This is a genomic window from Paenibacillus sp. GCM10012306 (assembly GCF_042649265.1).
Taxonomy (GTDB): domain Bacteria; phylum Bacillota; class Bacilli; order Paenibacillales; family Paenibacillaceae; genus Paenibacillus_AQ.
In genome coordinates, this window is sequence record NZ_JBHRYW010000007.1 from 244,230 (window position 1) to 266,631 (window position 22,402).

A 22,402-nucleotide genomic window follows, 5' to 3' on the forward strand; every position below is an offset into this window, starting at 1 on the left:
GCTGTAACTGTCACTTGCAATATTGTGCCGAACTTGTCCCCAAAAGTAAAGGCATAACGGCAAAAAAAAGGAATCCATCATACCAGCCCAAGGAAGGCTGCTGCGAGAATCCCTTACTGATTACTATTGAAATTGGGTCATGCTTTACTACACCACCGGTGGTGTGCTCAGCTTACTTTGCTCCGGAATTGAAATCGAGCGTCTTCTCGAACGCATTACGAATCTTGCGCTGCGCTTCCGTCTTAATCTTGTGGTTACCGTTAAATTCTACACCTGTCAATGCAAGGGCCTCATCAGGGGTTAATGTAACGTCAATCGAACCTTTGCCATCGGCATATGCCGTTTGAGAATTCATCGATATCACCTCACGGTTATTAGTATGGACCGGACGACACGAAAGTATGAATTCAATACAAGGAAAATGTCTTGATATTACTGACTTTTTACACTTCAAATATAACATAAGGTGTAAGTATTAACAAGCCAATTTTTCTATTTTCCGGCCTAAATTTCAGCGATCTTTACAGTGCCTCTTGTTACGCTGGACGGTGATTTTTGGTACAATGGATTGGACTCATGACGCATGATAAAATTACTTGCGTCTTCTTTATAAGTCGATATACTAACCGTATAGCAGAGAATGAACCGAATTTCAAAGGAGCAACCCATGTTTAACCTATTAGAGACCTCCTCCGCCCCTTTGTGGGGAGATAAACGTTTTCATACCTGGAACTACGAAATGCGTGAGCAGATGAATACAAAAGTGTTCAAAGTCATGCTCGATGCCGGTTTCACTTGTCCGAACCGGGACGGATCCATTGCCAAAGGCGGCTGCACCTTCTGCAGCGCGCGAGGCTCCGGAGATTTTGCCGGCAGCCGCCGCGATGATCTCATCACCCAGTTCAATAAGGTACGTGATCGGCAGCATCTCAAATGGCCGAATGCCAAATACATCGGCTATTTCCAGGCTTACACTAATACTTACGCTCCAGTAGAAGAACTGAGAGAATATTTTGAAGTTATTCTTCAGCAGCCAGGTGTTATAGGACTGTCCATCGCTACCCGGCCGGACTGCCTGCCAGATGATGTAGTCGAGTATCTGGCAGAGCTGAACAAGCGTACTTACCTTTGGGTGGAAATGGGCCTTCAGACGATCCATGACTCCACCTCAGAGCTGATTAACCGTGCTCATGATACAGCCTGTTATCTGGAAGCTGTCGAGAAGCTGCGCAAACACGACATCCGAATCTGTACACACATCATTCACGGGCTGCCACAGGAAACCCATGAAATGATGCTGGAGACGGTCTCGGCCGTAGCCAACATGGATGTACAGGGCATTAAGATCCACCTGCTTCACCTCATGCGCAAGACGCCGATGGTGAAGCAGTATGAAGCCGGCCTGCTTCGTTTTATGGAGCAGGACGAATATATCAAGCTGATTGTCGACTCCCTGGAACTTCTGCCACCAGAGATGATTGTGCACCGTCTGACCGGTGATGCCCCGCGCGATCTACTCATTGGGCCAATGTGGAGCCTCAAGAAATGGGAAGTCCTCAACGGCATCGATAATGAGCTGATTGCCCGGAACTCCTGGCAAGGCAAGTACTGGAGGCAACGCTAATGGGCTTCTGGTCTGTTCTTAGCTTCGCCCAGAAGCTGACCACCGAGCGGCTATCCTCTGGTGGCCGCGCCATTGATGCCACCGTCGGAACAGGGGCTGATACCCTGTTCCTGGCGAAGCTCTGCGGGCCGCGCGGCGAAGTCCGCGGCTTCGACATCCAGGCGGAGGCGCTCGCGCTGGCTGAAGAGCGTCTCCGCGCGGCGGGCGAGGCGTCACCTGGGACGCTGGCCCCGGTAACGCTGCTGCAGAGCAGCCACGCCGACATGCTTGAAGCGGTTCCGGAAGACTGGCCCGGAACCGTGTCGGCGGTGATGTTCAATCTCGGCTATCTCCCTGCGGGAGATGCCGATAAGACCATCATCACCAAGCCCGACAGCTCCCTTGCGGCTCTGGAAGCCGCGCTCGAGCTACTTCGCCCCGGCGGGATCATCACAGCGGTGCTGTATCCCGGGCATGACGGCGGCGACCTGGAAGCCGCTGCCGTGGAGTCTTGGGCCGCTGCCATCCCGCCTGTCGTCGCCCAAAGCATTGTATACCGCCAGTTACAGCGGGCATCTGCCCCTTACTGCCTGGCGCTGGAGAAGAAAAGGAGCTGAAGACCGCATGGCCGTACACAAAATTGAGCATGTTGGGATCAAGGTCTCTTCTCTTGAGACCTCGATTGATTTCTATCGCAACGTCATTGGCCTGACACTGGCCGAAACGGTCGGTGAGCTGGGCGACCGTCTACGGCTGGCCTTTCTCTCTTTTCCGGGACAAGCCTCTGTCGAGGTGGAGTTGATTGAGTCTCTATGGGAGGGCCTGCCTGATGAAGGCCGGGTCAGTCATATTGCCTTTACGGTCTCCGAGATCGAGGGTGAGTACCAGCGAATAGAAAGCCTTGGTCTTGAGGGCCTGACCGCCATCCGTCAATTGGAGGGTGGCAGCCGGTTTTTCTTTTTTGATGGACCAGATCATGAAAAAATTGAGTTTTTTGCATCCACCCGCAAGGTCTAACAGCAGCTAAATTTTACTATCAGAGAGGAAGATGTAATCATGACTCAACCTTATCCATTGAAATTTCAACCAGAATTCCAAGAACGTGTTTGGGGCGGACGTGCCCTGGAGAAATTCGGACTGGACCTGCCAGAAGGCCATATCGGCGAAGGCTGGATGATTGCTGACCACCCTAACGGAACTTCTTCCGTGGTCAACGGAGACCTTGCCGGACAAGGACTGGATCAAATCCGCGAGCAATTCGGACGGGAATGGTTCGGCAGCAAAGGGATTTCGGAAGCAGGCGGCAGATTTCCGCTCCTGATCAAACTCCTGGATTGTAACGATAATCTCTCCGTACAGGTACACCCTACCGATGATTACGAAGGATTGCCGAAGGGCGAACTGGGCAAAACAGAAATGTGGTACGTTCTTGACGCCAAACCAGATGCGAAAATCATCTACGGATTGAAGGAAGGCGTTGACCGCGAAACATTGCGTCAGGCGATGGAGAACGGTACAGTCATGGACACGCTGCAAGAAGTCTCTGTATCGGCAGGCGATACATTCTATATTCCGGCCGGAACAGTGCATGCCCTGTGTGCAGGTGTTGTTGTAGCCGAGATTCAGCAAAACTCGGATACTACATACCGTATCTACGACTACGACCGTCCAGGTCTGGACGGCAAGCCGCGTGAGCTTCATATCGAGGATTCCCTTAACGTAACGGCCTACGAAGGTGCGGGGGCCACTTCCATGAAGACTGACAGTGCAGTCCCTGGAGAATGGCTGCAGCTTGCTGCCTCCCCTTATTTCATTGTGGAAAAAGGGATTGTACAAGGCGAATGGAATCTCGCCACCACTCCGGACAGCTTCACGATCCTCGTGATCTGTGAAGGCAGCGGCCATCTGACTTGGGAAGGCGGATCACAGCCTTACGCTGCAGGCGAATGCTACCTGTTGCCAGCCAATCTGGGGGCTTATGGAATCGAAGGCCAATCCACAGTGCTTCGCTCCTATTTGCCATAAGACTTCCTAAATCCAGTGTCTTTGCCCGCAATCTTGTTCAGGAGGATGGGCTATGTTGGAAAATAGTTTTACAATGACGGATCCCATCGGGGTCGATATACATGTCTATGAATGGTTGCCGGAACCCGGCGCTACGGTCAGGGGCATCGTGCAGATCTCGCACGGGATGTCCGAGACGGCAGCCCGTTATGCCCGCTTCGCGAAGGCGCTGACGACAGCGGGATATGCTGTCTATGCCAATGATCACCGGGGTCACGGCAAAACGGCAGGCCAAGTGAATCTGCTTGGCGATACCGGCCAGGATGGCTTCTACTGGATGCGGCGCAATCTGCTGCAGGTCGCTGAGATTGCAACCTCCAGGCATGAGAATCTGCCGATCTTTCTGTTTGCACACAGCATGGGCTCCTTTCTGGCTCAAAAGCTGATGTGCGAAGAGGGCAGCTCGACTTATGCCGGGTATATTCTCAGCGGTACCAACGGTCCACGCAGTATGCTTAGGCTTGGGGAATCCCTTGCGAACATCCAGTACCGTCTTCAAGGAGAACTGCATCGCAGCATATTGTTAAACAGCATCGTATTCGGCAGCTACAACCGCGGGTTCTTGCCAATGAGAACCCCATTTGACTGGCTGAGCAGTGATCCAGACGAGGTTGACCGGTTTGTATCCGACCCTTTTTGCGGTGCCATCTGTACCACCCGCTTTTTCCGCGACTTCTTCCGGCTGTTGCGTGATATCCATTCCGAGACGTCACTCGCCTCCTTGTGCACAGACAAGCCAGTGTATCTGTTCTCTGGAGAATTGGACCCTGTCGGCATGAAGGGCACAGGTGTACTGAAGCTGGCAGAGCTGTATAGGAACAAGGGGATTCAGGATGTAGCCTGTCGGTTATATCCCGGAGGCCGACACGAAATGCTAAATGAAGTAAACCGCGATCAGGTAACCGCAGATGTACTGGATTGGCTGGTTCATCACCTCCCCACGGGGAAATCATTGCTGCAATCCTAAATTAAACAAAGACAGGTTATTCCGAATTACGGAATAGCCTGTCTTTTTGCACTCCACTATAAATCTACTAATGCTCCATTTTTTAACTTCATAATTATGATATTATTTTATTGTACAAACACTGGCTTCAATAGCGGCGGTCTATCTCCTTACTAAGGAGGTGACACTCCATGGAGGTCAAGGATGCCCTAACATTAATGTTCGCTTTTGGCATGTTTATACTATCACTGCTCGCCTATCTAAAAAAGAAATAGACCGCCCCGGCAAGGTAACGGTCTATTCCACACACAAGCGATAACGGCCGACTGCTATGAAGCAGTGGTTGTACGCTGGGAACCGTGTTTGCCGCACGGCTCCTTTTTCATTCCTATTATAGCACAATCCATATTATTACATAATCACAACACAGATCATAATAAATACAAGTTGCTCAGAAAGTAAATTTGTCACAGCTGTCTTTACTTCATGGGCTGTAAAATACTTCTCATAATAAGGAGGCTGATACACGTGACTGATTTGGATGGTACGAAGCAGATTCTCGACTACTAAAAGTCATCTACGATATCGGCGGAGGTATAGGCGTATACTCCAGGTGGCTAGCAGAATTGGGTCATGAGGTTCATATGTTCGAGCTTGCACCCAAAGCTGTGGAATACGCGCGAGCGCTTCAGGACTCCAAGCAAATCGTACCTATTCATACCATTGAGGTTGCCGATGCCCGAAGCATTGCGCGCCCTGATAACAGTGCTGACTTTGTATTACTGATGGGACCGCTTTATCATTTACCTGAACGAAAAGAAAGAATGGCGGCGATACATGAAGCCAAAAGGGTCCTGAAACCTGGCGGAATTATCATTGTCTCTGCGATCTCCCGCTTTAGTTCAACCTTATGGGGATTATCTGTATACGGAGGGCAAAATGACTATTTGGAAGATCCCATTTTTTCAGCAATGATTAAACAGGAACTGACAAATGGCCAGCATATTCGACCAGAGGCTTATCCTTCGTTTATCTCCCGGGCCTTTTTCCATCTACCGGAGGAATTAAATAGCGAACTTGCAGAGGCAGGCTTCATGGACACTAAGATGCTAGCCGTTGAAGGGCCAGTGTGGATCGTGCCTACATTTACTGAGAAGTGGAAGAACGAACACAGTAGAGCAGAACTATTGAAAATATGCTCACTGGTAGAAGAGCAGGAAAGCTTACTAGGAATGAGTCCACATATGCTGGCTGTCGCTAAAAAATAGTTAACGGCAGCACTCTAGCCATTTCTGCTTAATATAGCGACGAAAACACCTTTAGGCAACTGCCCGAAGGTGTCTTTGTGTTAGAGAGGAATAGAACGATTTACCAAGGTACAATTTGCAGCTCAGGCCATTTATCCGCCCACTTCTGTGCCTTGCTGAGGTAGATCGTTTCATTGATCAGCGCCTTGTTCGGACGAACGGTCAATGTAAACAAATCCTCCAGACCGTATGGGGCATAAATCTGCCAGCTGCCATCCCTATTCAGCCTTGCACCCAAGCAGGTTGCTGTTGTAGGCCATGTATCAAGCGCCGCCTCCAATGTAGTATAAGGCTTGAGCTCTATTCCGAATTTATCGCGGTACCAAAGATGGACACGGGCCTGGTTTTTCAGATCAACAGGAATAGGGATGTCTGCGAACAACGCCTTGGCTTTCACAATCATTGCATCTTCGCTTTCGTAACTGAGATCAGTGTTGTCGTAGTAGACAATATCGATATCTTCAATCCCATAATGGAGCGGTCTCCCGGTTAGCTCGTTCCAGACCGTTTGGACAAGACAGCCTGCACCAATATAATACGGGTAAGGCTCCAGTGCCTGAGCGCCGTGAAATAAATTCATTAACACGGAGCTTCCGGTGATAATTCCGATCAGTCTTTGGCTTAAGTCTGCCGCCTCAGCCGGATTTTTCGATGTTGAACTGCTCAGCAGATCATACTGAAGAATTTTCTGCTGGCCTTTTTTCCCCATTCGACGCAACCCATGATCGACAAACCCCGCCTGGGAATACAAGCGTTCTGCCGGAAGGTTCCTTTCATTCACAGCAAGAACCACTTCCCTTACCGTTGGAAAATGCAGCTGAACGAACTGCGGCAGCAATAACAGCGCCGACTTGGCATAACCCTTCCCCTGGTGCGCATAATCAATCAGGAAAGCACGAAGCAGCAGTGCTCCGGAATGATTCGGATAGAAATCGGAAATCCCCTCACCACCATGAAGAATGAAAAAACCGACCGGCCGCTCTCCTTCCAGGATGACAACGGCCGTTCTGTCGCCATCCTCCAAAGCAGTTGCCAGTGTATCTCTGGGCATACCGGTGAACTGCCCTTGCTCTTCTGGAAGGTAAAAACGAAGCAACGCTTGCTTGTATTTATCCTCATACAGAGCCAATGAAATTCCTTGATTCACGAATAAGCCCTTCTTTCCTCTTCCCTAGACCAAGGGCATGGTGTAATACTTCGGCTTTCCACTCTCATCCTGCTGGTACAGCACGATGAGCAATGTGTTCCCTCCGGCCGGAACATCAGCGACAAGCGTGGAGGTGTTCGCCTGCTCAGATGCCTGGGCGGACAAACCCTCCTCACCCGGAACAGCTGCTTCGACTCCTGCTCGGGCTGTAGCGGAGATCCCGGCAACAGCAAGGAAAGCGCCGTTATCGGGTTCACCTATGGCTTGGAGCTCCCCGCCAACCGTCGTTCCTTCATCAGCCCGCAAGCCACTGATGGATGTCAGCACTTCTTCAAGCGGGAAGGGCAGCAGCTCCAGCACGGCATATTTTTGCAGCTCACGTTCATTAATCCCCGTTCTTACTCCTGCAAGTTCCATGGACAAAATTTCTGGATTCGCAGCAATCTCCTTCAACCAGGAGGCCCACTGCGACTTACCGAGCGTAGGCTCCCACCAGATTTTACGCGGCTTGTACTTATGCCCAAGGAAGTAGTCGAGCTTCATGAGTCCGGTGATAATGTCCATCGACTTCGTGCCTCGCTCAGTCAAGAAATCATGTAGCCTTATGAACAGGTCCTCCAGCTGATGGCCAATCTTCTGCCAGCCCTGCTCCTCCCAGTAATCGCCGAATTCTTGAAAGAAGTCAAAGGGTGAAGGAAACACATGGCGAATCAAATACTTAATGGAATGATCCAGCCGATGGCTGTTCCAGTATTTCTCCAGCACATCCTCTAGCCGTTTCAGGCGGATAATGTCGCCAAAAGACATCACATGGCTGCTCAAAATTTCATAAGGAGCGTGCTCCATATATGTGTAATCATATTTGGCTGCCTGCGACCGCAGCCCGGTGCCGCGCAGCATTTTCAAAAAGCCTAATTGCAATTCTTCCGGCTCCATCGCGAACACATCATTAAAGGTCTTGCGGAACGTTGCGTAATCCTCCTGCGGCAGTCCGGCGATCAGATCAAGATGCTGGTCGATATTGCCACTGGCCTTGATCTTCATCACCGTACGCGACAGCTTCGCAAAGTTCTGGCGGCGTTTGACCAACTCATTCGTCTCATCGTTGGTCGACTGCACACCAATCTCGAACCTGAAGATGCCCGGGGGTGCATTTTCCGCCAGAAAATCCAGTACCTCCGGCCGCATAATATCCGCCGTAATCTCGAATTGGAACACACAACCCCGGTGATTATCAATCAGGAACTGGAACATTTCCATCGCATAATTGCGGTTAATATTAAAAGTCCGGTCGAGGAACTTGATGATCTTGGCTCCATTGTCAATCAGGTAGAGCAGGTCAGACTTCACGCGCTCAATATCATAATACCGGACACCGACCTCAATACTGGACAGGCAGAACTGGCAGTTGAAAGGACAGCCCCGGCTGGTCTCAAAATATACGATCCGTTTGCTTAAATCTGGCAAATCATCGGCAAAACGATGCGGCGTGGGCAATGTGTTCAGATCACTTTTCGGCCGGGGAGGATTGACGATCAATTCCTCTCCCTTGCGATAAGCCGCACCGTACACAAAATGGAACTTGCGGTCATCCCGCAGCTCCTGGAGCAAATGATGGAACGTCTCTTCACCGTCTCCATTCACCACAAAATCAACGCCCGGCTCACGCTTCATCCAGTACAGCGGCTCATAGGACACTTCCGGCCCGCCAAGCACAATCGTCACTTCAGGCATGACTTTCTTGAGGATACCGATCACCTTGATCGTCTCCTCGATATTCCAGATATAACAGGAGAAGCCGATCACATCCGGCCGTCTCTGGAACAGGTCAGATACTATATTCATTACAGGGTCTTTAATCGTATACTCCGCCAAATGAATATCACTGAATTCATGCTCGCTGTACGCCTTAAGCAGGCGGATCGCTAGCGAGGTGTGAATGTACTTGGCGTTTAATGTAGCCAGGATGATCTTCATGCGCTACGCCCTCTTTACAAGTCATTTTGGAAAAACTCAAGGAACGGTTTACCATACTTGCGGTATTTCACTTCACCGACACCCTTCACCCTCAGCATTTCCGCTTCGGTCTGTGGACAAACCACACTCATCTCACGCAGGGTCGCATCATTGAAAATAATATAGGACGGCACATGCTCCCGGCCTGCCAGCTCCCGCCGGATCAGGCGAAGCTGCTCAAACACCGTCTCGTTAACCGCCGACGGCGACAAGTCGCGCACCCGGCTGCGCTCCCGCGAGCTTGAAGGTGATCCAGCCCGCGATGGCCGAGCCACCCGCTGCAGCACCTGACGCTGACCGCGCAGCACTTCTGCAGCCGGAAGCTGCAGTCTAACTACCGGATACTGCCCCTCCGACAGGGCCAGATATCCTTCCGAGATCAGCACGTTGATGCTCTCCGTAATCTCCTTCTCCGTCCGTCCGGACATCGCGCCATGGGTTGGCAGCGACTCGAAGCCGTATTGCAGCACCTTCTGGTTACGGGAACCTTTCAGCACAGAGGCCACCAAGGCAACCCCAAAACGCTCACGCATGCGGTGAATGCAGGAGAAAATTTTCTGCGCATCCACGGTCATGTCCACTAGCTCACGCTCATCCGTACATGAGCTGCAAATGCCACAAGGCTTGTCCTTATGCACCTCGCCAAAATAATCCAGCTGCGCACTGCGCAGACAGCGGGTGGAATAACAGTATTCGATCATCTGTTGAAGCTTGCGGTATTCATTGGCTTTGCGCTCAGGGTCCTGCGGATTCTGCTCGATCAGGAATTTCTGGGTCATGATATCCTGGGCGCTGAACAGTAAAATACACTGGCTCGGCTCCCCATCCCGTCCGGCCCGGCCTGCTTCCTGAACGTAAGCCTCCATATTCTTCGGCATGTTGTAGTGAATAACATAACGGACATTGGACTTGTCGATCCCCATGCCAAACGCATTCGTCGCCACCATCACCCGGATGTCGTCATAGAGAAAGCCCTCCTGGCTCTCCGCCCGTTCCTGGTCATTCATCCCGGCATGATAGCGCCCAGCGGCAATCCCGGTATTCAGCAGCCGTTGATACAGATCGTCAACATCCTTGCGGGTCGCCGCATAAATAATGCCTGGCTGGTGTGTATGCGAAGCCGTATAATCCAGTACGAACTCACGCTTATTCTCACCACGCAATACGGACATCGCCAGATTGTCACGCCCAAGTCCGGTCATGAAGACGCCCGGCTCGCGTAAGCGTAGCAGACGGACGATATCCTCCATTACCTCCGGCGTGGCCGTCGCCGTGAACGCCGCCAGAATGGGCCGCTGCGGTAGCTCATCTACGAACGGAGACACGGAAAGATAGCTGGTGCGGAAGTCATGCCCCCACTGGGAGACACAGTGCGCCTCGTCCACCGCTACGCAAGAGATGGACAAGCCTGCCATCTCCAGACGAAACCAGTCCAGCTCCAGCCGCTCCGGTGCGACATAAAGCAGCTTCAAGTCACCCCGGCGGGCCGCACGGATGCGTTCATTAACTTCCTTGCCGCTCAGCGTGCTGTTGATATACGCAGCCGGAATACCAGCCGTGATGAGTGCATCTACCTGATCCTTCATCAGCGAGATGAGCGGCGAGATTACCAGGGTCAGACCCGGCATTAACAGAGCTGGCACCTGATAACAGATGGACTTCCCGCCCCCGGTAGGCATAATACCGAGTGTGTCGCGCCCTTCCAGCAGATTTCCAACGATTTTCTTCTGACCCTCCCGGAAATCGGGATAGCCGTAATATTTTTGCAGTTCAACCTGCGCCTGTTCCATAGTAGGTGCTTGCATAGTCATATCTATCATAACTCCTTAGATCTATCTCTCTTTAGTTTACCGGGCAGCAGAGTAATGAGCAACCGCCCGACCACATTTCCAGCTCTCTTTCTTCTTTTGGAAAAGACACATAAAAAGAATAGGTTTGAGCCAAGCTTTATATAAAAACTATAATTAGTAGGAATACATCGACCCTGTTCTATATCTGATTCCAACAATAGTAATTCTTCAGAGGCCATGGTATATTGAAGAGTACAATATCAGAGGACGGAGAATGCAATCATGAACACAAGACGAAATCCCGGGGAGACCTCTGCAAGAAATGCGAAGCCTGCCCGCACAACCAAACCCCAACACAAAACACAACCCAAAGCAGGTACCAGAAACCATAGCAAGCCAAATAGCAGACCAAATCCAAAGGCCAAGACACCAGCAGCACCAAAAACCTATACGGTAACTGAGCCAGTGGAACTGTTATCCTTTTTGCTCAGTCACGTCAGCGGACGTGGACGCAATGCGATCAAATCCATTCTCGCTCGTGGTCAGGTATCGGTTAATGGCAAGACGACAACCCAGCATAATTTCCAACTTCAACCGGGCTATAGTATTGTGATCGAAACTGAAAAACCGGTGCAGCCGGAAGTTCTGAACGGACTCACCATTGTGCATGAGGATGATGATATCATCGTGATCCAGAAGGATGCGGGACTGTTGTCCATTGCTACTGGAGAAGAAAATGAATTGACGGCCTACCGCCAGCTCATGGAGCATGTACGTCGCAGCAATCCGAAGAATCGAATCTTTGTGGTACATCGCCTGGACCGCGACACCTCAGGGGTTATGATGTTTGCCAAAAGCGAACGTATTCAGCAGGCCCTGCAGAATACGTGGAAGGATACTGTGAAAGAACGCTCCTACGTGGCGCTTGTCGAAGGGGCCGTTAAAAAGCCGGAAGGCACCGTCAGCTCCTGGCTGAAGGAAACTGCCACTCTCAAGATGTATTCCAGTCCTTATGAAGGCGACGGCCTGCATGCCGTTACCCATTACAAGTTGATCCAGTCCAATCGCCACTTCTCCTTGCTGGAAGTGCAGCTGGAGACAGGGCGCAAGAACCAGATCCGCGTCCACATGGCCGATATCGGCCACCCTATTGCAGGCGACAAAAAATACGGAGCAGAGACCAAAACCGTAGGCCGGCTCGGACTGCATGCCCGCGTTCTGTCCTTTGTTCATCCGAAGACAGAAGAATTGCTGACCTTCGAGAGCCCGATTCCTAAAGCGTTCTTGAAATATACCTCGCCTGAATCGAGATAATAAAAAAGTCTGTCCCATCAAGCTATCAACATAGCTGAGGGACAGACTTTTTTTATGTTCAAGACTTACTGCACCTTCCCGCCTTCTACAACCAGTTGGTCGGTGAAGCCTTCACCGTATACCTCTTTCAAGGTCTCGTTATACGCCTCATGAATGAACTTTTCCTTGCCCAGTGTGCCCAGCTCGTTGTTGATCCAGTCCAGCAGCTCCTTATTGCCCTTGGCAACAGCCGGAGCAATGGTGTCTTGGCCACCGAACTCGGGAATGCTGACCGTAAAACCAGGGTTGGACTTGGCCCAAGCGATTAGCTCGGTATTGTCGTTAGCAATCGCCGCGCCGCGTCCATCTTTGAGGGCAGCGAAAATTTCTGTGTATTGGTCAAATTTCAGCAGCTCCACATCCGGGTATTCCTTGGTGAAGTAGGACTCAGCCGTTGTGCCTTTAGCGACAATCAGCTTCTTGCCCTTCTCCTTCAACTGGTCAATGGAAGTAATCGGGGCACTGTCTGGCGACACAATTCCGAAGGACAGCTTCATGTACGGGTCAGCAAAATCGACCTTTTCCTTCCGCTCATCAGTAACCGTGAAGTTCGCCATAATGATATCTACTTTATTGGATTCCAAATAAGCTACACGGCTGGCTGCATCCACGAGAACGAACTCAGCCTTGGATTCATCGCCTAGCAAGTCTTTCGCAAAACGCTTGGCAATGTAGACGTCGAACCCCTGGTTCTTGCCCGCTGAATCCACATAACCAAATGGCGGTTTATCCGCGAATACACCAATTCGGATCTTGCCATTCTTCTTCAATTGCTCAATCGAAGCAAACTTGGAGGAGCCGGTACTGCCACTGTCCTTGTCCGAATTGCCGTTACTGCAGGCCGCAAGACCCACCAATAACAGACTGGCCAACACGACAGACGTTAACAACTTCAATCCTTTTCTCATCTCTCTTCATCTCCCTTGAGTCTATAATTTGTCGTACTGAAATATATCCAGAAAATGCTGGGCACGTTCTGTCGACGGTGAAGTGAAAAACTGTTCCGGTGATGATATCTCGCAAATTTTGCCTTGATCCATAAAGACAATTCGGTCACCTACAGATCTTGCGAAGCCCATCTCATGGGTGACGATAAGCATCGTCATTCCCTGCTTGGCAAGCCCCAAAATGACCTCAAGCACCTCTCTCACCATTTCGGGGTCAAGCGAGGCAGTTACCTCATCGAACAACATGATTTCTGGGTTCATGCATAGTGCCCGGACAATGGCAATCCGCTGCTTTTGTCCCCCCGACAGCTGGCGTGGGTAGGCATCCTTCCGGTCAAGCAGCCCTACCCGCTCCAGCAGCTGCTCCGCCTGCCGCTGTGCTTCGTCTCTGCTGCGCTTCTGCACCTTCAGCGGCCCGAGCAGAATGTTCTCGATAACCGTCATATGCGGGAACAGCTCGTAATTCTGGAATACCATGCCAATATGCTGCCGCACCTCGCGAAAATCCACATCAGGCTTCGCCAGATCCTGATTGCGATAATGAATTCTCCCGGCCTGGACAGGTTCCAGGCCGTTAAGACATCGCAGGAAGGTACTCTTCCCACAGCCAGAGGGGCCGAGAATGACGATGACTTCTCCCTTGCCCACTTGCAGGTCGATCCCCTCCAGCACTTTACGATCATCAAAGCTCTTCTCTAGCCCCTCTATCTCCAGCAAAATTTCCCCCGACTGTGTCATTGCGATCTGTCCTTCCTAGTATCTAATTTTGCCATCGCCGCTCTGCCAGCTTGGACAATCTGGATAACGGATAACAGACGAGAAAATAAAGAATGAAGATGAATCCGTATACCCAGAAGGATGCCGTCGGCGCCTTAATTACACCCAGCTCTATAATCTGCTGCCCGATCTTCACCACTTCGATCACCCCGATCAGTACAACCAGCGAAGTCGTCTTAACCATCCGTGTCGCCAAATTGATCGCCCCCGGCAGCATTCGCCGCACGGCCTGCGGAATGAGAATATGGCGGTATAACTGCCGGGTACCAAGGCCGAGTGCCTTCCCCGATTCCAGTTGATGGCGCGGCAGGGATTCCAGCCCTCCCCGGACAATGTCACCGATTTCTGCCGCCCCCCACAGGCTAAATACCAGAATGGCTGTCACTTCCCCGTCTATATCAATACCGAGCAGCGGAGAGAATCCGAAGTGCACCACGTACAGCCAGACCAGAATTGGAATGATTCTGAACGCCTCCAGATACAGTCGCAAAATGAACTTCAGAGGCCGGGAATTCAGTGTCCGCAAGAGACCCATAATCGTTCCAAGCACTACACCGATAATAATCGAGATAAATGCAATTTCTATCGTAACCAACAGACCGCCTAATAGCCGCTCGAAATTGGAACCTTCAAACAACACGTTAATCCCCGAATTCTGCATATCGAACCTTCCTTTCCACCCAGCTCAGGACCAGCGATAATGGCAGCACCATAACCAGATAGGCCAGCACTAACAGTAGCAACGACTCCGCCGTCTTGTAGTACATGCCGATGAGATCCTTCGCCACATTCATCAGATCCATCAGAGCGATGGCTCCGACAATGGACGTCTCTTTGAGCAGAAATATTACATTGGCCCCCAGCGACGGAATACTGATCGCAAACGCCTGCGGCAGGATCACATATCGTGCCAGTTGAACCTTGGACAGCCCAATGCTTAGACCGGATTCTATCTGTGTTCTCCCCACGGCTTCGATCCCGCTACGGAATGCTTCTGTCATATAGCTTCCTCCGAGAAAAGTCAGGCCGATAATGGCACAAGTCGTCTCACTTAGATGAACGCCGACCTTGGGCAAGCCATAGTACAGAAAGAACAATTGCACCAGCAGCGGCGTATTCCGGGAAAGCTCCACATAAGCATGAATCACAGGACTAACGATCTTGACCCTGTAATATAAAATCACGCTGAAGACCAACCCGATTAGCAGCGAGAACAAAATGCCCCAGAAGGCCAGCTTGAGGGTCAGCCACATCGCGGCACCATACAGCGGCAAACTCTCCGTCATAAACTCCCAATTTAATTGCATATACACACCTACTCTGCTTCCGAAAATAAAATCAATCATTAAACAAACTATTCTCATAAATTTTATTGGTTATAAAAATATAGAACTCTATGAATCTAGGGATTCTACCAAATCTAACTTTTATTTAATTCAATTTTAAGGAAAAAAATTACATCCCGCGACACTTATAATATTCACATAATTCCAACTTGTCAACTAAGTTTTATGCATTTTTAACGGCGTCTAGCGACATGTTACAATAAAAATAAAAGTAAGAAGGTGCCCTTCATGTTCCATCCTACTGTCTTTGATAACATTAAAATCGCTATCGAGAACCAAATTTACGACTACGACAACCTGGATGGACTCCTTATCGTTACAGACCGATCCGATCTACTGGATCTGGCGCTAATGTCACGTGAATTCACGCTTTCCTTCCAGCTCATCGGGAAAGGGAATATCACTGCCGAGATCGTCCTGCGTTCCTCTATAAAAGAGCTAAGTGATGAGATTCTGGAGACACCGGGAAGCAATCCCGGCTGCTATCTGCTGCTCCGCTTTTATATGCAAGTCAGCGACGCCTCTACGACCTGCCCCGCTGTGGTCAGTGCACTGAATACCATTTGGGGGCCGGATCTGCAGCCAGTGCAATCCTTGTCTTTTATATACGGTCAGGAAGAGGTAGGCTATCACAACTGCATTGAATTGCAGTTCAAGCGGCAAATTACCGAGGAACAGATGGAGGATATTCCAGAGCTGTTGAAGCATGTCTTGCAAAGTGCCGAGGCACTTGGAGCCTTATAGTTTCTACTTTGTAGCCAAACCCTAAGCGAATGGAGGATGTCACGATGTCATTCCTGCCTGCTGCCAAAGAGTCACGCTGGTTTTGGTGGATGGGAATCTACAGTCTGCTGCTGTGGCTGCTGCTCTGCCTCAATCGCTTCGTCCTGCTCGGACGGCCTGTTGAAGCTGTACTTCTGCTGCGGTTTGCCCTGTTAGCCCTTACGATATCCGCTGTTCTGCATACTTTCGGATGGCTTGGTGCCCGGCTGGTCTGGGTGATGGCAACTGTCGGAATTATCGCAGGCTTTCTCGTGATGTTCACTTATACCTACAGGGAAATGTCTGGCTGGCAGGATCTTGCGGGGTTTCTTGCCTTTTCCGTATTGTCACTGGGAGGCTTCGCTTGCGGGTTGATGGTAGAGGGCCTCGTACGGCTGACAAAGTGGTGGCGGAATTCCTAGTTTCACACGCTGCAACCAAATGTGGAGGTGATGTCTCTTGTCCAATGCCATACTTACTAAAAATGCGCTGGCTCACTCACTGAAAGGTCTAATGGAGCATACTCCACTGAATAAAATAACCGTCAAGCATCTTGTAGATGATTGTGGTCTGAACAGACAGACCTTCTACTATCACTTTCAGGATATTTTTGAGTTGCTAGGCTGGATCTATAATACTGAAGCGCTGGAAAGCATCGCCCAGTATCGCAGCTATAACACGTGGACGGACTGTTTCTATAGAGTATTCCGCTATATCGAGAGCAACAAAGCCTTCTGCTGCAACACCCTGGATTCCCTGGGCCGAAATCATCTTGATGCCTATCTCTATTCAGTGACCCATGACATGATCATGGGGGTGATTCGTGAGTTGTCCGAAGGGCTGGAAGTGAGTAGTGCCGATAAAGAATTCATTGCTAACTTTTACACACTGGCTTTTACCGGACTAGTCATCCAATGGATAAAGAACGGCATGAAGGAGCCACCCGAGCAGATTATAGAAAAGCTAAGCGAACTGCTCGAGGGCAACTTTGTTAAGGCCCTGCACACGTACGGGAACAAGTCGCCTCAATCCCTATAGGTGGCTGCTTTAAGCTGAATCCTGTCTAAAAACTAGACACTTTCCCTCAAGTGACCAAAATCCCGACATTTCCAAGGTTTTGATTATACTCACGCTTGCCGCCTTGTATTACATTAGGGGTGTGATTACAGCACCCTTTGGAGGCGATAGTTGTGAGAGAAGAATACAGTGATAAACAGGTCTATTTTGTAGGTGGAGGCATTGCGTCCCTGGCCGGCGCATCCTACCTGGTCAGAGACTGTGACTTTCCCGGACAGAACATTCATATCATTGAAGAAATGAAAATTCTGGGCGGCAGCAACGACGGGGCCGGCGATGAAGAGAACGGCTATGTCATTCGCGGCGGGCGGATGCTCAACGATGAGACCTATGAGAATACGTGGGAGCTGCTGACATCGATTCCTTCCATCGACCGGCCGGGCCTGTCTGTGCGGGATGAGATCATGGCCTTCGACACGGCCAACCCGACTCATTCCAACGCCAGATTGGTCAATAGCCGAGGCGAGGTAGAAGATGTTCTGTCGATGGGCTTCGACATGGCCGACCGTCTGGCAATGGGCAAGCTGATCATCACACCAGAGGAGAAGCTCGGCAAAGCGCGGATCAACGACCTGTTCGGCCCTCATTTTTTCACAACAAATTTCTGGTTCATGTGGGCAACCACCTTCGCCTTCCAGCCATGGCACAGCGCGGTTGAATTCAAGCGGTACATGGTCCGCTTCATCCACGAGTTCCCAAGAATTCAAACGCTGGAGGGCGTAACCCGTACTCCTTATAACCAATACGACTCTATTATTCTTCCAATGCATAAATATCTGGAGGGCTTCGGTGTCGACTTTACCCTGAAATGTACCGTGACTGACCTGGAATTCAAGGACGGTGACGGCATTACCGTAACCCGCATGAATGTGCTGCGCCAAGGGGTGGCGGATGTAATTGATGTAAAAGAAGGCGACCTCGTCATCATCACCAACGGTTCCATGACCGAAGGCTCCAGCCTCGGCTCTATGACCGAAGCGCCAAGTCTGAACGGCAAGGGCAGCTCCTGGAAGCTGTGGGAAAATATCGCCGCCAAGAAACCGGGGCTCGGTAACCCTTCTTCTTTCGCAGATCATGTGGATGGTTCGAAGTGGGAATCCTTCACCGTCACCTTCAAGGACACCAAGTTCTTCGATCTTATGGAGAAATTTACACGTAACCGTGCTGGTACCGGCGCTCTGGTCACCTTCAAGGAGTCCAGTTGGCTCATGTCGGTTGTGCTGGCCTTCCAGCCGCACTTCCGCAACCAGCCGGAGCATGTTCGGGTATTCTGGGGTTATGGCTTGTTCCCGGACAAGGTCGGCGACTTCGTGAAGAAGAGAATGTGCGATTGTACCGGGGAAGAGATTATGGAGGAGTTAATCGGTCATCTTCATTTTGAAGCACATCGGGAAGAAATTATGGCCACCGCCAACTGTATCCCATGTATGATGCCTTATATCACGTCCCAATTCATGCCGAGACTGCACAGCGACAGACCGCAAGTGGTGCCTGAAGGCTCCACGAACCTGGCCTTTATTGGACAGTATTGCGAAATTCCGGATGATGTTGTTTTCACGGAGGAATACTCTGTGAGAGCCGCCAGAATTGCCGTGTACACGCTGCTGGGCATCAATCGCTCGATTGAGCCGATCACCCAGTATCAATACGATGTGCGAAGCCTGTTCTCAAGCTTTATTACTTCATTCAGATAATTGTCGCAATAATATTCATATGCCAAAAAGGCGGAGAGCAAGGGATTCCCTTCTCTCCGCCTTTCTATGTTCCAAGCGCCAGATTACAGACTGCAGGAGCCGTCTGCACAGCCGTCATCGCCAGCTGCTTGGCCTCCGCCTTTGGGCTGACCTACAACCTGCAACGCCGGAGCTTCCTGCTCTTCTGCCCAAACGGTGTCCAGCACCTCCGAGAATACCGGTCCAGGCTGCGCACCCGATACAGCATACTTATTGTTGAAGACAAAGAACGGCACACCGGTAATATTCAAGCGGGCACCCTCTTCGATATCCGCATGAACTTCAGCGCTGTAATCATCAGATGCCAGCATCGCCGTAGTGTCTGCTTCATTCAGTCCCACTTCGCCAGCCAGCTTGACAAGCACACTCCGATCACCCAGATTCAGTGAATCCGTGAAGTAGGCGCGCAGCAAACGTTCGGTCATCTCGGCAGCTTTTCCTTGCTTGGCTGCAAAGTGACTCAAACGATGGCCGTCGAACGTGTTCGTATGCACCATAGTATCAAAACGGAAATCCAATCCTACGCCTTGAGCCTGTTCCGTCAGCTGTGCATTCATGGCTTTAGCTTTGTCCAGACTCATGCCATATTTCTTAGCCAGCATCTCGTGGATGGTCACATCGCCGTCAGATTTAGCGTGGGGATCGAGCTGAAAGCTGCGGTAGACCACCTCAACGTTATCGCGGCCTGCAAACTGGCTCAGTGCGTGCTCAAGTCTTCTTTTGCCTATATAACAGAACGGACATGCATAATCAGACCAAATATCTATTCTCATCGTTATAACCTCCCAAATGATCTTTCAGCAATCAAGTCACTTACTATTATATAGTTGAATCCCTGAAATTACAAACTTATAGACAACAGCGACCGGAAGTCCAAACATTCCACCGTAGTGACGATCGAGCCTAACGTTCGAATCTTAAGTTCATCTTATATAGGTTGAATTTAAGATTTTGACATGGATAAGTTGCGAAAAATGTTTGGATTTTTCAGAAAAAAGTAAACGAAAGTGGTATATACGCTCATCTTGGACGGGGAGTAGAATGAAAATAACGAAACTAACGGAAAATTCGGCGAAGTAGCAAGGAGAATTACATACCTGAAAGGAGACTACGGCATGCCTGACTTATCTATCGTGATTCCAACGCGCAACCGGGTCAGTGACCTCACGCGATGTATCGAATCCATTGCTGGACAAGTTCAGCTGGAGGACATCTCTATAGAGCTGCTTATCATGGATGACGGAGATATACCGAAAGAAGTCCTGGAGCATTTCACCCAAGCACTTGCCAGAATGCCGCAGACAGAACTGCGATATTACCGCAAGACCAAGCCGGGCGTATGGCTCTCGCGGTATGAAGCCGTGAGTCTCGCGAGTGGCGATATCCTCTTAACCTTCGATGACGATGCTGAGCTGGACGATCCACTGTATATCCGTCGCATGCTGGATACCTATGCCGCTGACCCTAACATCGTCGGTGTAGGCGGTATCGCCAAAGGTCTGTCCAGCAGCCCTTCAGGCAAATTGCTCGGCCGGCTGACCTGCCAGATGTCAGGCTCGCCGGGTAAATTATCAGCAAGCACCCTCGCTGGCTCTCTATTGCTATGGGGAGAGACGGAGGAGACGTTTGAGACCGATTTTTTTCACGGCTGCAATATGTCCTTCAGGCGATCTGCCTTAAAGGATATGAAGCCCTACCCCTGGATGACGAGCTACGCGGTAGCCGATGATATCTATATGTGTCATTTGGCCGGCCGCTACGGCAAGCTAGTCATCAACCCCCGGCTACAAATTACGCATCACGAATCCCCCAGCTCTCGTGACAAAGCCGGACGTGTCGCCAGAGCGACCGCAGTCAATCATTATTATCTGCTGAACCTACGCAAGGCTCCGCTAACCGGTTACGCCGCCTTGCTCTGGACACTTGCCTATTTAACAGGGAAATCAACGTTAAAACGCAATATGAGCGCTGTTGCTGGTTATGTCCAGGGCATCCTCTTCGTATTAAACCCACGCAAGAATAAGTATAGGGAGTACATGACGGACTGAAGCCAGAGTTATATGGCTTTACACTATCACCTACGCATTACACACCCTCACGAGTGCCACTCTATTTTGCATGTACACCTTCTCTTTTCAGGGAGGGTGTTTTGTTTTGTGGTGAGACAAAGTTACTATTCGTGGGCCTTTCCCTGGAGTATGCTTATTGTCGCCCGACTGGAGAAATGGGTTCCCGGGGCTTCCTATCTGCGGTATGATAGTCATGATATGGTTTAAGAAACTAACTTTATGGATGGTGGAACATGTTTAAAAACAAAAAATTAACGCTGATCCTCGCACTCATCGTTGTTGTTGCCTTAGCAGGCGGGATCTGGCTGTTCACCGGGGGCAAAACCAAAGAATCTGCGACCTCTCCGGACGGACAAGGTTCCAAGATTGTAGAAGAGAACGGAACGAAATCCCTGGCGCAGACATTTTACATTTATGATACGGTCGTGAACATCAAGATTTTCGGAGACAAGATCGCTCAGAAGAATATGGACGATATTCAGACGATGATGGAACGGATGGATTTGGAATTTAGCCGGACCAAAGAAGGTGGCGAAATCTACGCCGTGAACAAAGCAGCAGGCAAAGAAGCTGTTGTCGTCTCCGACGAAACTCTGGATATTATTAAGGAATCCCTTAAATATGCCAAAGAAATGAACGGACTATTCGATCCTACCATCGGGCCGCTGGTAGACCTCTGGAATATTGGCAGTGGTGGTACCAAGGTGCCGGACAAAGCCGCTATCGAGAAGGCTGCAAGTCTGACCAATTATAAGGATGTTATCGTTGACGAGAATGCGAAGACTGTTAAGCTAGCCAAAGAAGGTATGGTGCTCGACTTAGGGGCGATTGGTAAAGGCTATGCTGCTGACCGTATCGCTGATTACTTGAAAGAACAAGGCATAGAGAGTGCCATGATTAATCTCGGCGGCAGCAGCATTATTGCGCTGGGCGCCAAGCCGGGCGGCGCGAAGTGGAACATCGGCCTGCAGGACCCGGATCAGAGCCGTGGAACACAGCTTGGTACGATCAAAATCGAGGACGAGGTCATTGATGCTTCCGGCGTGTACGAACGCTTTTTCATCCAGGATGGTGTCCGTTATCATCACATTCTCGACCCGCGGACAGGCTTTCCGTCCCAGAATGGACTGAAGAGCATCACGATCATGAGCCCCAACGCAATGGATGCAGACGCACTATCAACCGGGATCTTCCTGATGGGTCTGGACGAAGGCATGAAATTCATTGAAGCACTGCCGGAGAAGATCGAGGCGTTCTTCATAACTGATGACAACAAGATCTATGCCACGTCGGGCATCAAAGGCAGACTGAACCTGACGGACACTACCTATACTCTTGCTAATTAATTGAGGGGACGTGTGCTGGGTTGAGGGCGGGTGTTGGATGCGGAGCGCCGAGTGGGGAACGGCGAATGCGAAGCATTGAATACCGAGCGCCGAATGTGGAACGTCGATGCCAGGCGCCG

General features: G+C 50.5%; 23 protein-coding genes. 14 read left to right on the forward strand and 9 right to left on the reverse strand.

Annotation, left to right across the window (positions count from 1 at the left end; genetic code table 11):
- Nucleotides 1–172: 172 nt before the first annotated feature.
- The gene (locus ACFORK_RS17000; RefSeq protein ID WP_379200988.1) at nt 173–355 is read right to left on the reverse strand and encodes a hypothetical protein; all 183 of its coding nucleotides are present in this window, start codon (nt 353–355) and stop codon (nt 173–175) included.
- Nucleotides 356–667: 312 nt separating this feature from the next.
- On the opposite strand from ACFORK_RS17000, the gene mnmL reads away from it, so the two are divergent.
- From mnmL to ACFORK_RS17035, 7 genes are all read left to right on the forward strand, one after another.
- Complete coding sequence (gene mnmL / locus ACFORK_RS17005; RefSeq protein ID WP_379200990.1) at nt 668–1,624, forward strand: tRNA modification radical SAM protein MnmL/YtqA; 957 nt, start codon at nt 668–670, stop codon at nt 1,622–1,624.
- Nucleotides 1,624–2,220, forward strand: a complete 597-nt coding sequence (gene mnmM / locus ACFORK_RS17010) for a tRNA 5-(aminomethyl)-2-thiouridylate-methyltransferase MnmM (protein ID WP_379200992.1) — start codon at nt 1,624–1,626, stop codon at nt 2,218–2,220. Before mnmL ends, mnmM begins: the two co-directional genes overlap by 1 nt.
- Nucleotides 2,221–2,227: 7 nt before the next feature.
- The gene (locus tag ACFORK_RS17015; protein ID WP_379200994.1) at nt 2,228–2,620 is read left to right on the forward strand and encodes a VOC family protein; all 393 of its coding nucleotides are present in this window, start codon (nt 2,228–2,230) and stop codon (nt 2,618–2,620) included.
- 39 nt (nt 2,621–2,659) lie between these two features.
- On the forward strand, nt 2,660–3,628 hold the full coding sequence (locus ACFORK_RS17020; RefSeq protein WP_379200996.1) for a type I phosphomannose isomerase catalytic subunit: 969 nt from the start codon (nt 2,660–2,662) through the stop codon (nt 3,626–3,628).
- Between the two features lie 52 nt (nt 3,629–3,680).
- Nucleotides 3,681–4,634 (forward strand): alpha/beta fold hydrolase, encoded by a 954-nt coding sequence (locus ACFORK_RS17025; protein ID WP_379200998.1) that lies wholly within the window; start codon nt 3,681–3,683, stop codon nt 4,632–4,634.
- A 170-nt stretch (nt 4,635–4,804) separates the two neighbouring features.
- A complete protein-coding gene (locus ACFORK_RS17030) occupies nt 4,805–4,888 on the forward strand; it encodes a putative holin-like toxin (protein ID WP_379201254.1) in 84 nt (27 codons plus the stop codon).
- A 300-nt stretch (nt 4,889–5,188) separates the two neighbouring features.
- Entirely contained in the window at nt 5,189–5,881 is a 693-nt protein-coding gene (locus ACFORK_RS17035; protein ID WP_379201256.1) for a class I SAM-dependent methyltransferase, read from the forward strand.
- Nucleotides 5,882–5,981: 100 nt separating this feature from the next.
- On the opposite strand, the gene ACFORK_RS17040 is transcribed toward ACFORK_RS17035, so the two are convergent.
- The 3 genes from ACFORK_RS17040 to recQ are packed head-to-tail and all read right to left on the reverse strand — an operon-like array spanning nt 5,982 to nt 10,894.
- On the reverse strand, nt 5,982–7,067 hold the full coding sequence (locus ACFORK_RS17040; protein WP_379201000.1) for a nucleotidyltransferase family protein: 1,086 nt from the start codon (nt 7,065–7,067) through the stop codon (nt 5,982–5,984).
- 24 nt (nt 7,068–7,091) lie between these two features.
- Complete coding sequence (locus ACFORK_RS17045; RefSeq protein WP_379201002.1) at nt 7,092–9,044, reverse strand: B12-binding domain-containing radical SAM protein; 1,953 nt, start codon at nt 9,042–9,044, stop codon at nt 7,092–7,094.
- Nucleotides 9,045–9,058: 14 nt separating this feature from the next.
- Nucleotides 9,059–10,894 carry a DNA helicase RecQ gene (recQ, locus tag ACFORK_RS17050; protein WP_379201004.1) on the reverse strand — a complete coding sequence of 612 codons (1,836 nt, stop codon included), beginning with the start codon at nt 10,892–10,894 and terminating at the stop codon, nt 9,059–9,061.
- 261 nt (nt 10,895–11,155) lie between these two features.
- Here recQ and ACFORK_RS17055 point away from each other — a divergent pair, with 261 nt between their 5' ends.
- The gene (locus ACFORK_RS17055; RefSeq protein ID WP_379201006.1) at nt 11,156–12,187 is read left to right on the forward strand and encodes an RluA family pseudouridine synthase; all 1,032 of its coding nucleotides are present in this window, start codon (nt 11,156–11,158) and stop codon (nt 12,185–12,187) included.
- Nucleotides 12,188–12,252: 65 nt separating this feature from the next.
- On the opposite strand, the gene ACFORK_RS17060 is transcribed toward ACFORK_RS17055, so the two are convergent.
- From ACFORK_RS17060 to ACFORK_RS17075, 4 genes are read right to left on the reverse strand one after another with little or no spacing between them, the layout of a single operon-like run.
- Nucleotides 12,253–13,134 carry a cysteine ABC transporter substrate-binding protein gene (locus ACFORK_RS17060; RefSeq protein WP_379201008.1) on the reverse strand — a complete coding sequence of 294 codons (882 nt, stop codon included), beginning with the start codon at nt 13,132–13,134 and terminating at the stop codon, nt 12,253–12,255.
- Between the two features lie 21 nt (nt 13,135–13,155).
- Nucleotides 13,156–13,911 (reverse strand): amino acid ABC transporter ATP-binding protein, encoded by a 756-nt coding sequence (locus ACFORK_RS17065; protein ID WP_379201011.1) that lies wholly within the window; start codon nt 13,909–13,911, stop codon nt 13,156–13,158.
- Between the two features lie 22 nt (nt 13,912–13,933).
- On the reverse strand, nt 13,934–14,611 hold the full coding sequence (locus ACFORK_RS17070; RefSeq protein ID WP_379201013.1) for an amino acid ABC transporter permease: 678 nt from the start codon (nt 14,609–14,611) through the stop codon (nt 13,934–13,936).
- Nucleotides 14,592–15,257 (reverse strand): amino acid ABC transporter permease, encoded by a 666-nt coding sequence (locus ACFORK_RS17075; protein WP_379201015.1) that lies wholly within the window; start codon nt 15,255–15,257, stop codon nt 14,592–14,594. The genes ACFORK_RS17070 and ACFORK_RS17075 overlap by 20 nt, the downstream gene beginning before the upstream one ends.
- A 267-nt stretch (nt 15,258–15,524) precedes the next feature.
- Here ACFORK_RS17075 and ACFORK_RS17080 point away from each other — a divergent pair, with 267 nt between their 5' ends.
- The 4 genes from ACFORK_RS17080 to ACFORK_RS17095 all read left to right on the forward strand — a co-directional run bounded on the left by ACFORK_RS17080 (nt 15,525) and on the right by ACFORK_RS17095 (nt 18,829).
- Nucleotides 15,525–16,040 carry a hypothetical protein gene (locus tag ACFORK_RS17080; protein WP_379201017.1) on the forward strand — a complete coding sequence of 172 codons (516 nt, stop codon included), beginning with the start codon at nt 15,525–15,527 and terminating at the stop codon, nt 16,038–16,040.
- Nucleotides 16,041–16,084: 44 nt separating this feature from the next.
- On the forward strand, nt 16,085–16,480 hold the full coding sequence (locus ACFORK_RS17085; protein WP_379201019.1) for a hypothetical protein: 396 nt from the start codon (nt 16,085–16,087) through the stop codon (nt 16,478–16,480).
- A 37-nt stretch (nt 16,481–16,517) separates the two neighbouring features.
- Nucleotides 16,518–17,096: a TetR-like C-terminal domain-containing protein gene (locus tag ACFORK_RS17090; RefSeq protein ID WP_379201021.1), complete on the forward strand. Its 579-nt coding sequence runs from the start codon at nt 16,518–16,520 to the stop codon at nt 17,094–17,096.
- A gap of 152 nt (nt 17,097–17,248) precedes the next feature.
- Nucleotides 17,249–18,829 (forward strand): oleate hydratase, encoded by a 1,581-nt coding sequence (locus tag ACFORK_RS17095; protein ID WP_379201023.1) that lies wholly within the window; start codon nt 17,249–17,251, stop codon nt 18,827–18,829.
- A gap of 83 nt (nt 18,830–18,912) precedes the next feature.
- Here the strand turns inward: ACFORK_RS17095 and ACFORK_RS17100 are convergent, their stop codons facing one another.
- Nucleotides 18,913–19,641: a DsbA family oxidoreductase gene (locus ACFORK_RS17100; protein WP_379201025.1), complete on the reverse strand. Its 729-nt coding sequence runs from the start codon at nt 19,639–19,641 to the stop codon at nt 18,913–18,915.
- 342 nt (nt 19,642–19,983) lie between these two features.
- Between ACFORK_RS17100 and ACFORK_RS17105 the strand changes: the two genes are divergently transcribed.
- Nucleotides 19,984–20,916: a glycosyltransferase family 2 protein gene (locus ACFORK_RS17105; RefSeq protein ID WP_379201027.1), complete on the forward strand. Its 933-nt coding sequence runs from the start codon at nt 19,984–19,986 to the stop codon at nt 20,914–20,916.
- Between the two features lie 254 nt (nt 20,917–21,170).
- The gene (locus ACFORK_RS17110) at nt 21,171–22,283 is read left to right on the forward strand and encodes an FAD:protein FMN transferase (protein ID WP_379201029.1); all 1,113 of its coding nucleotides are present in this window, start codon (nt 21,171–21,173) and stop codon (nt 22,281–22,283) included.
- Nucleotides 22,284–22,402: the final 119 nt, after the last annotated feature.

What these genes read in the sequence shown, in the direction of transcription:
- mnmL (WP_379200990.1), top strand. Translation starts at nt 668, where the DNA reads ATGTTTAACCTATTAGAGACCTCCTCCGCCCCTTTGTGGGGAGATAAA.
- ACFORK_RS17030 (WP_379201254.1), top strand. Translation starts at nt 4,805, where the DNA reads ATGGAGGTCAAGGATGCCCTAACATTAATGTTCGCTTTTGGCATGTTT.
- ACFORK_RS17045 (WP_379201002.1), bottom strand. Translation starts at nt 9,044, where the DNA reads ATGAAGATCATCCTGGCTACATTAAACGCCAAGTACATTCACACCTCG.
- ACFORK_RS17085 (WP_379201019.1), top strand. Translation starts at nt 16,085, where the DNA reads ATGTCATTCCTGCCTGCTGCCAAAGAGTCACGCTGGTTTTGGTGGATG.
- ACFORK_RS17080 (WP_379201017.1), top strand. Translation starts at nt 15,525, where the DNA reads ATGTTCCATCCTACTGTCTTTGATAACATTAAAATCGCTATCGAGAAC.
- ACFORK_RS17065 (WP_379201011.1), bottom strand. Translation starts at nt 13,911, where the DNA reads ATGACACAGTCGGGGGAAATTTTGCTGGAGATAGAGGGGCTAGAGAAG.
- ACFORK_RS17110 (WP_379201029.1), top strand. Translation starts at nt 21,171, where the DNA reads ATGTTTAAAAACAAAAAATTAACGCTGATCCTCGCACTCATCGTTGTT.
- ACFORK_RS17070 (WP_379201013.1), bottom strand. Translation starts at nt 14,611, where the DNA reads ATGCAGAATTCGGGGATTAACGTGTTGTTTGAAGGTTCCAATTTCGAG.
- ACFORK_RS17015 (WP_379200994.1), top strand. Translation starts at nt 2,228, where the DNA reads ATGGCCGTACACAAAATTGAGCATGTTGGGATCAAGGTCTCTTCTCTT.
- ACFORK_RS17100 (WP_379201025.1), bottom strand. Translation starts at nt 19,641, where the DNA reads ATGAGAATAGATATTTGGTCTGATTATGCATGTCCGTTCTGTTATATA.
- ACFORK_RS17060 (WP_379201008.1), bottom strand. Translation starts at nt 13,134, where the DNA reads ATGAGAAAAGGATTGAAGTTGTTAACGTCTGTCGTGTTGGCCAGTCTG.
- mnmM (WP_379200992.1), top strand. Translation starts at nt 1,624, where the DNA reads ATGGGCTTCTGGTCTGTTCTTAGCTTCGCCCAGAAGCTGACCACCGAG.
- ACFORK_RS17105 (WP_379201027.1), top strand. Translation starts at nt 19,984, where the DNA reads ATGCCTGACTTATCTATCGTGATTCCAACGCGCAACCGGGTCAGTGAC.
- ACFORK_RS17025 (WP_379200998.1), top strand. Translation starts at nt 3,681, where the DNA reads ATGTTGGAAAATAGTTTTACAATGACGGATCCCATCGGGGTCGATATA.
- recQ (WP_379201004.1), bottom strand. Translation starts at nt 10,894, where the DNA reads ATGACTATGCAAGCACCTACTATGGAACAGGCGCAGGTTGAACTGCAA.
- ACFORK_RS17020 (WP_379200996.1), top strand. Translation starts at nt 2,660, where the DNA reads ATGACTCAACCTTATCCATTGAAATTTCAACCAGAATTCCAAGAACGT.
- ACFORK_RS17075 (WP_379201015.1), bottom strand. Translation starts at nt 15,257, where the DNA reads ATGCAATTAAATTGGGAGTTTATGACGGAGAGTTTGCCGCTGTATGGT.
- ACFORK_RS17055 (WP_379201006.1), top strand. Translation starts at nt 11,156, where the DNA reads ATGAACACAAGACGAAATCCCGGGGAGACCTCTGCAAGAAATGCGAAG.
- ACFORK_RS17000 (WP_379200988.1), bottom strand. Translation starts at nt 355, where the DNA reads ATGAATTCTCAAACGGCATATGCCGATGGCAAAGGTTCGATTGACGTT.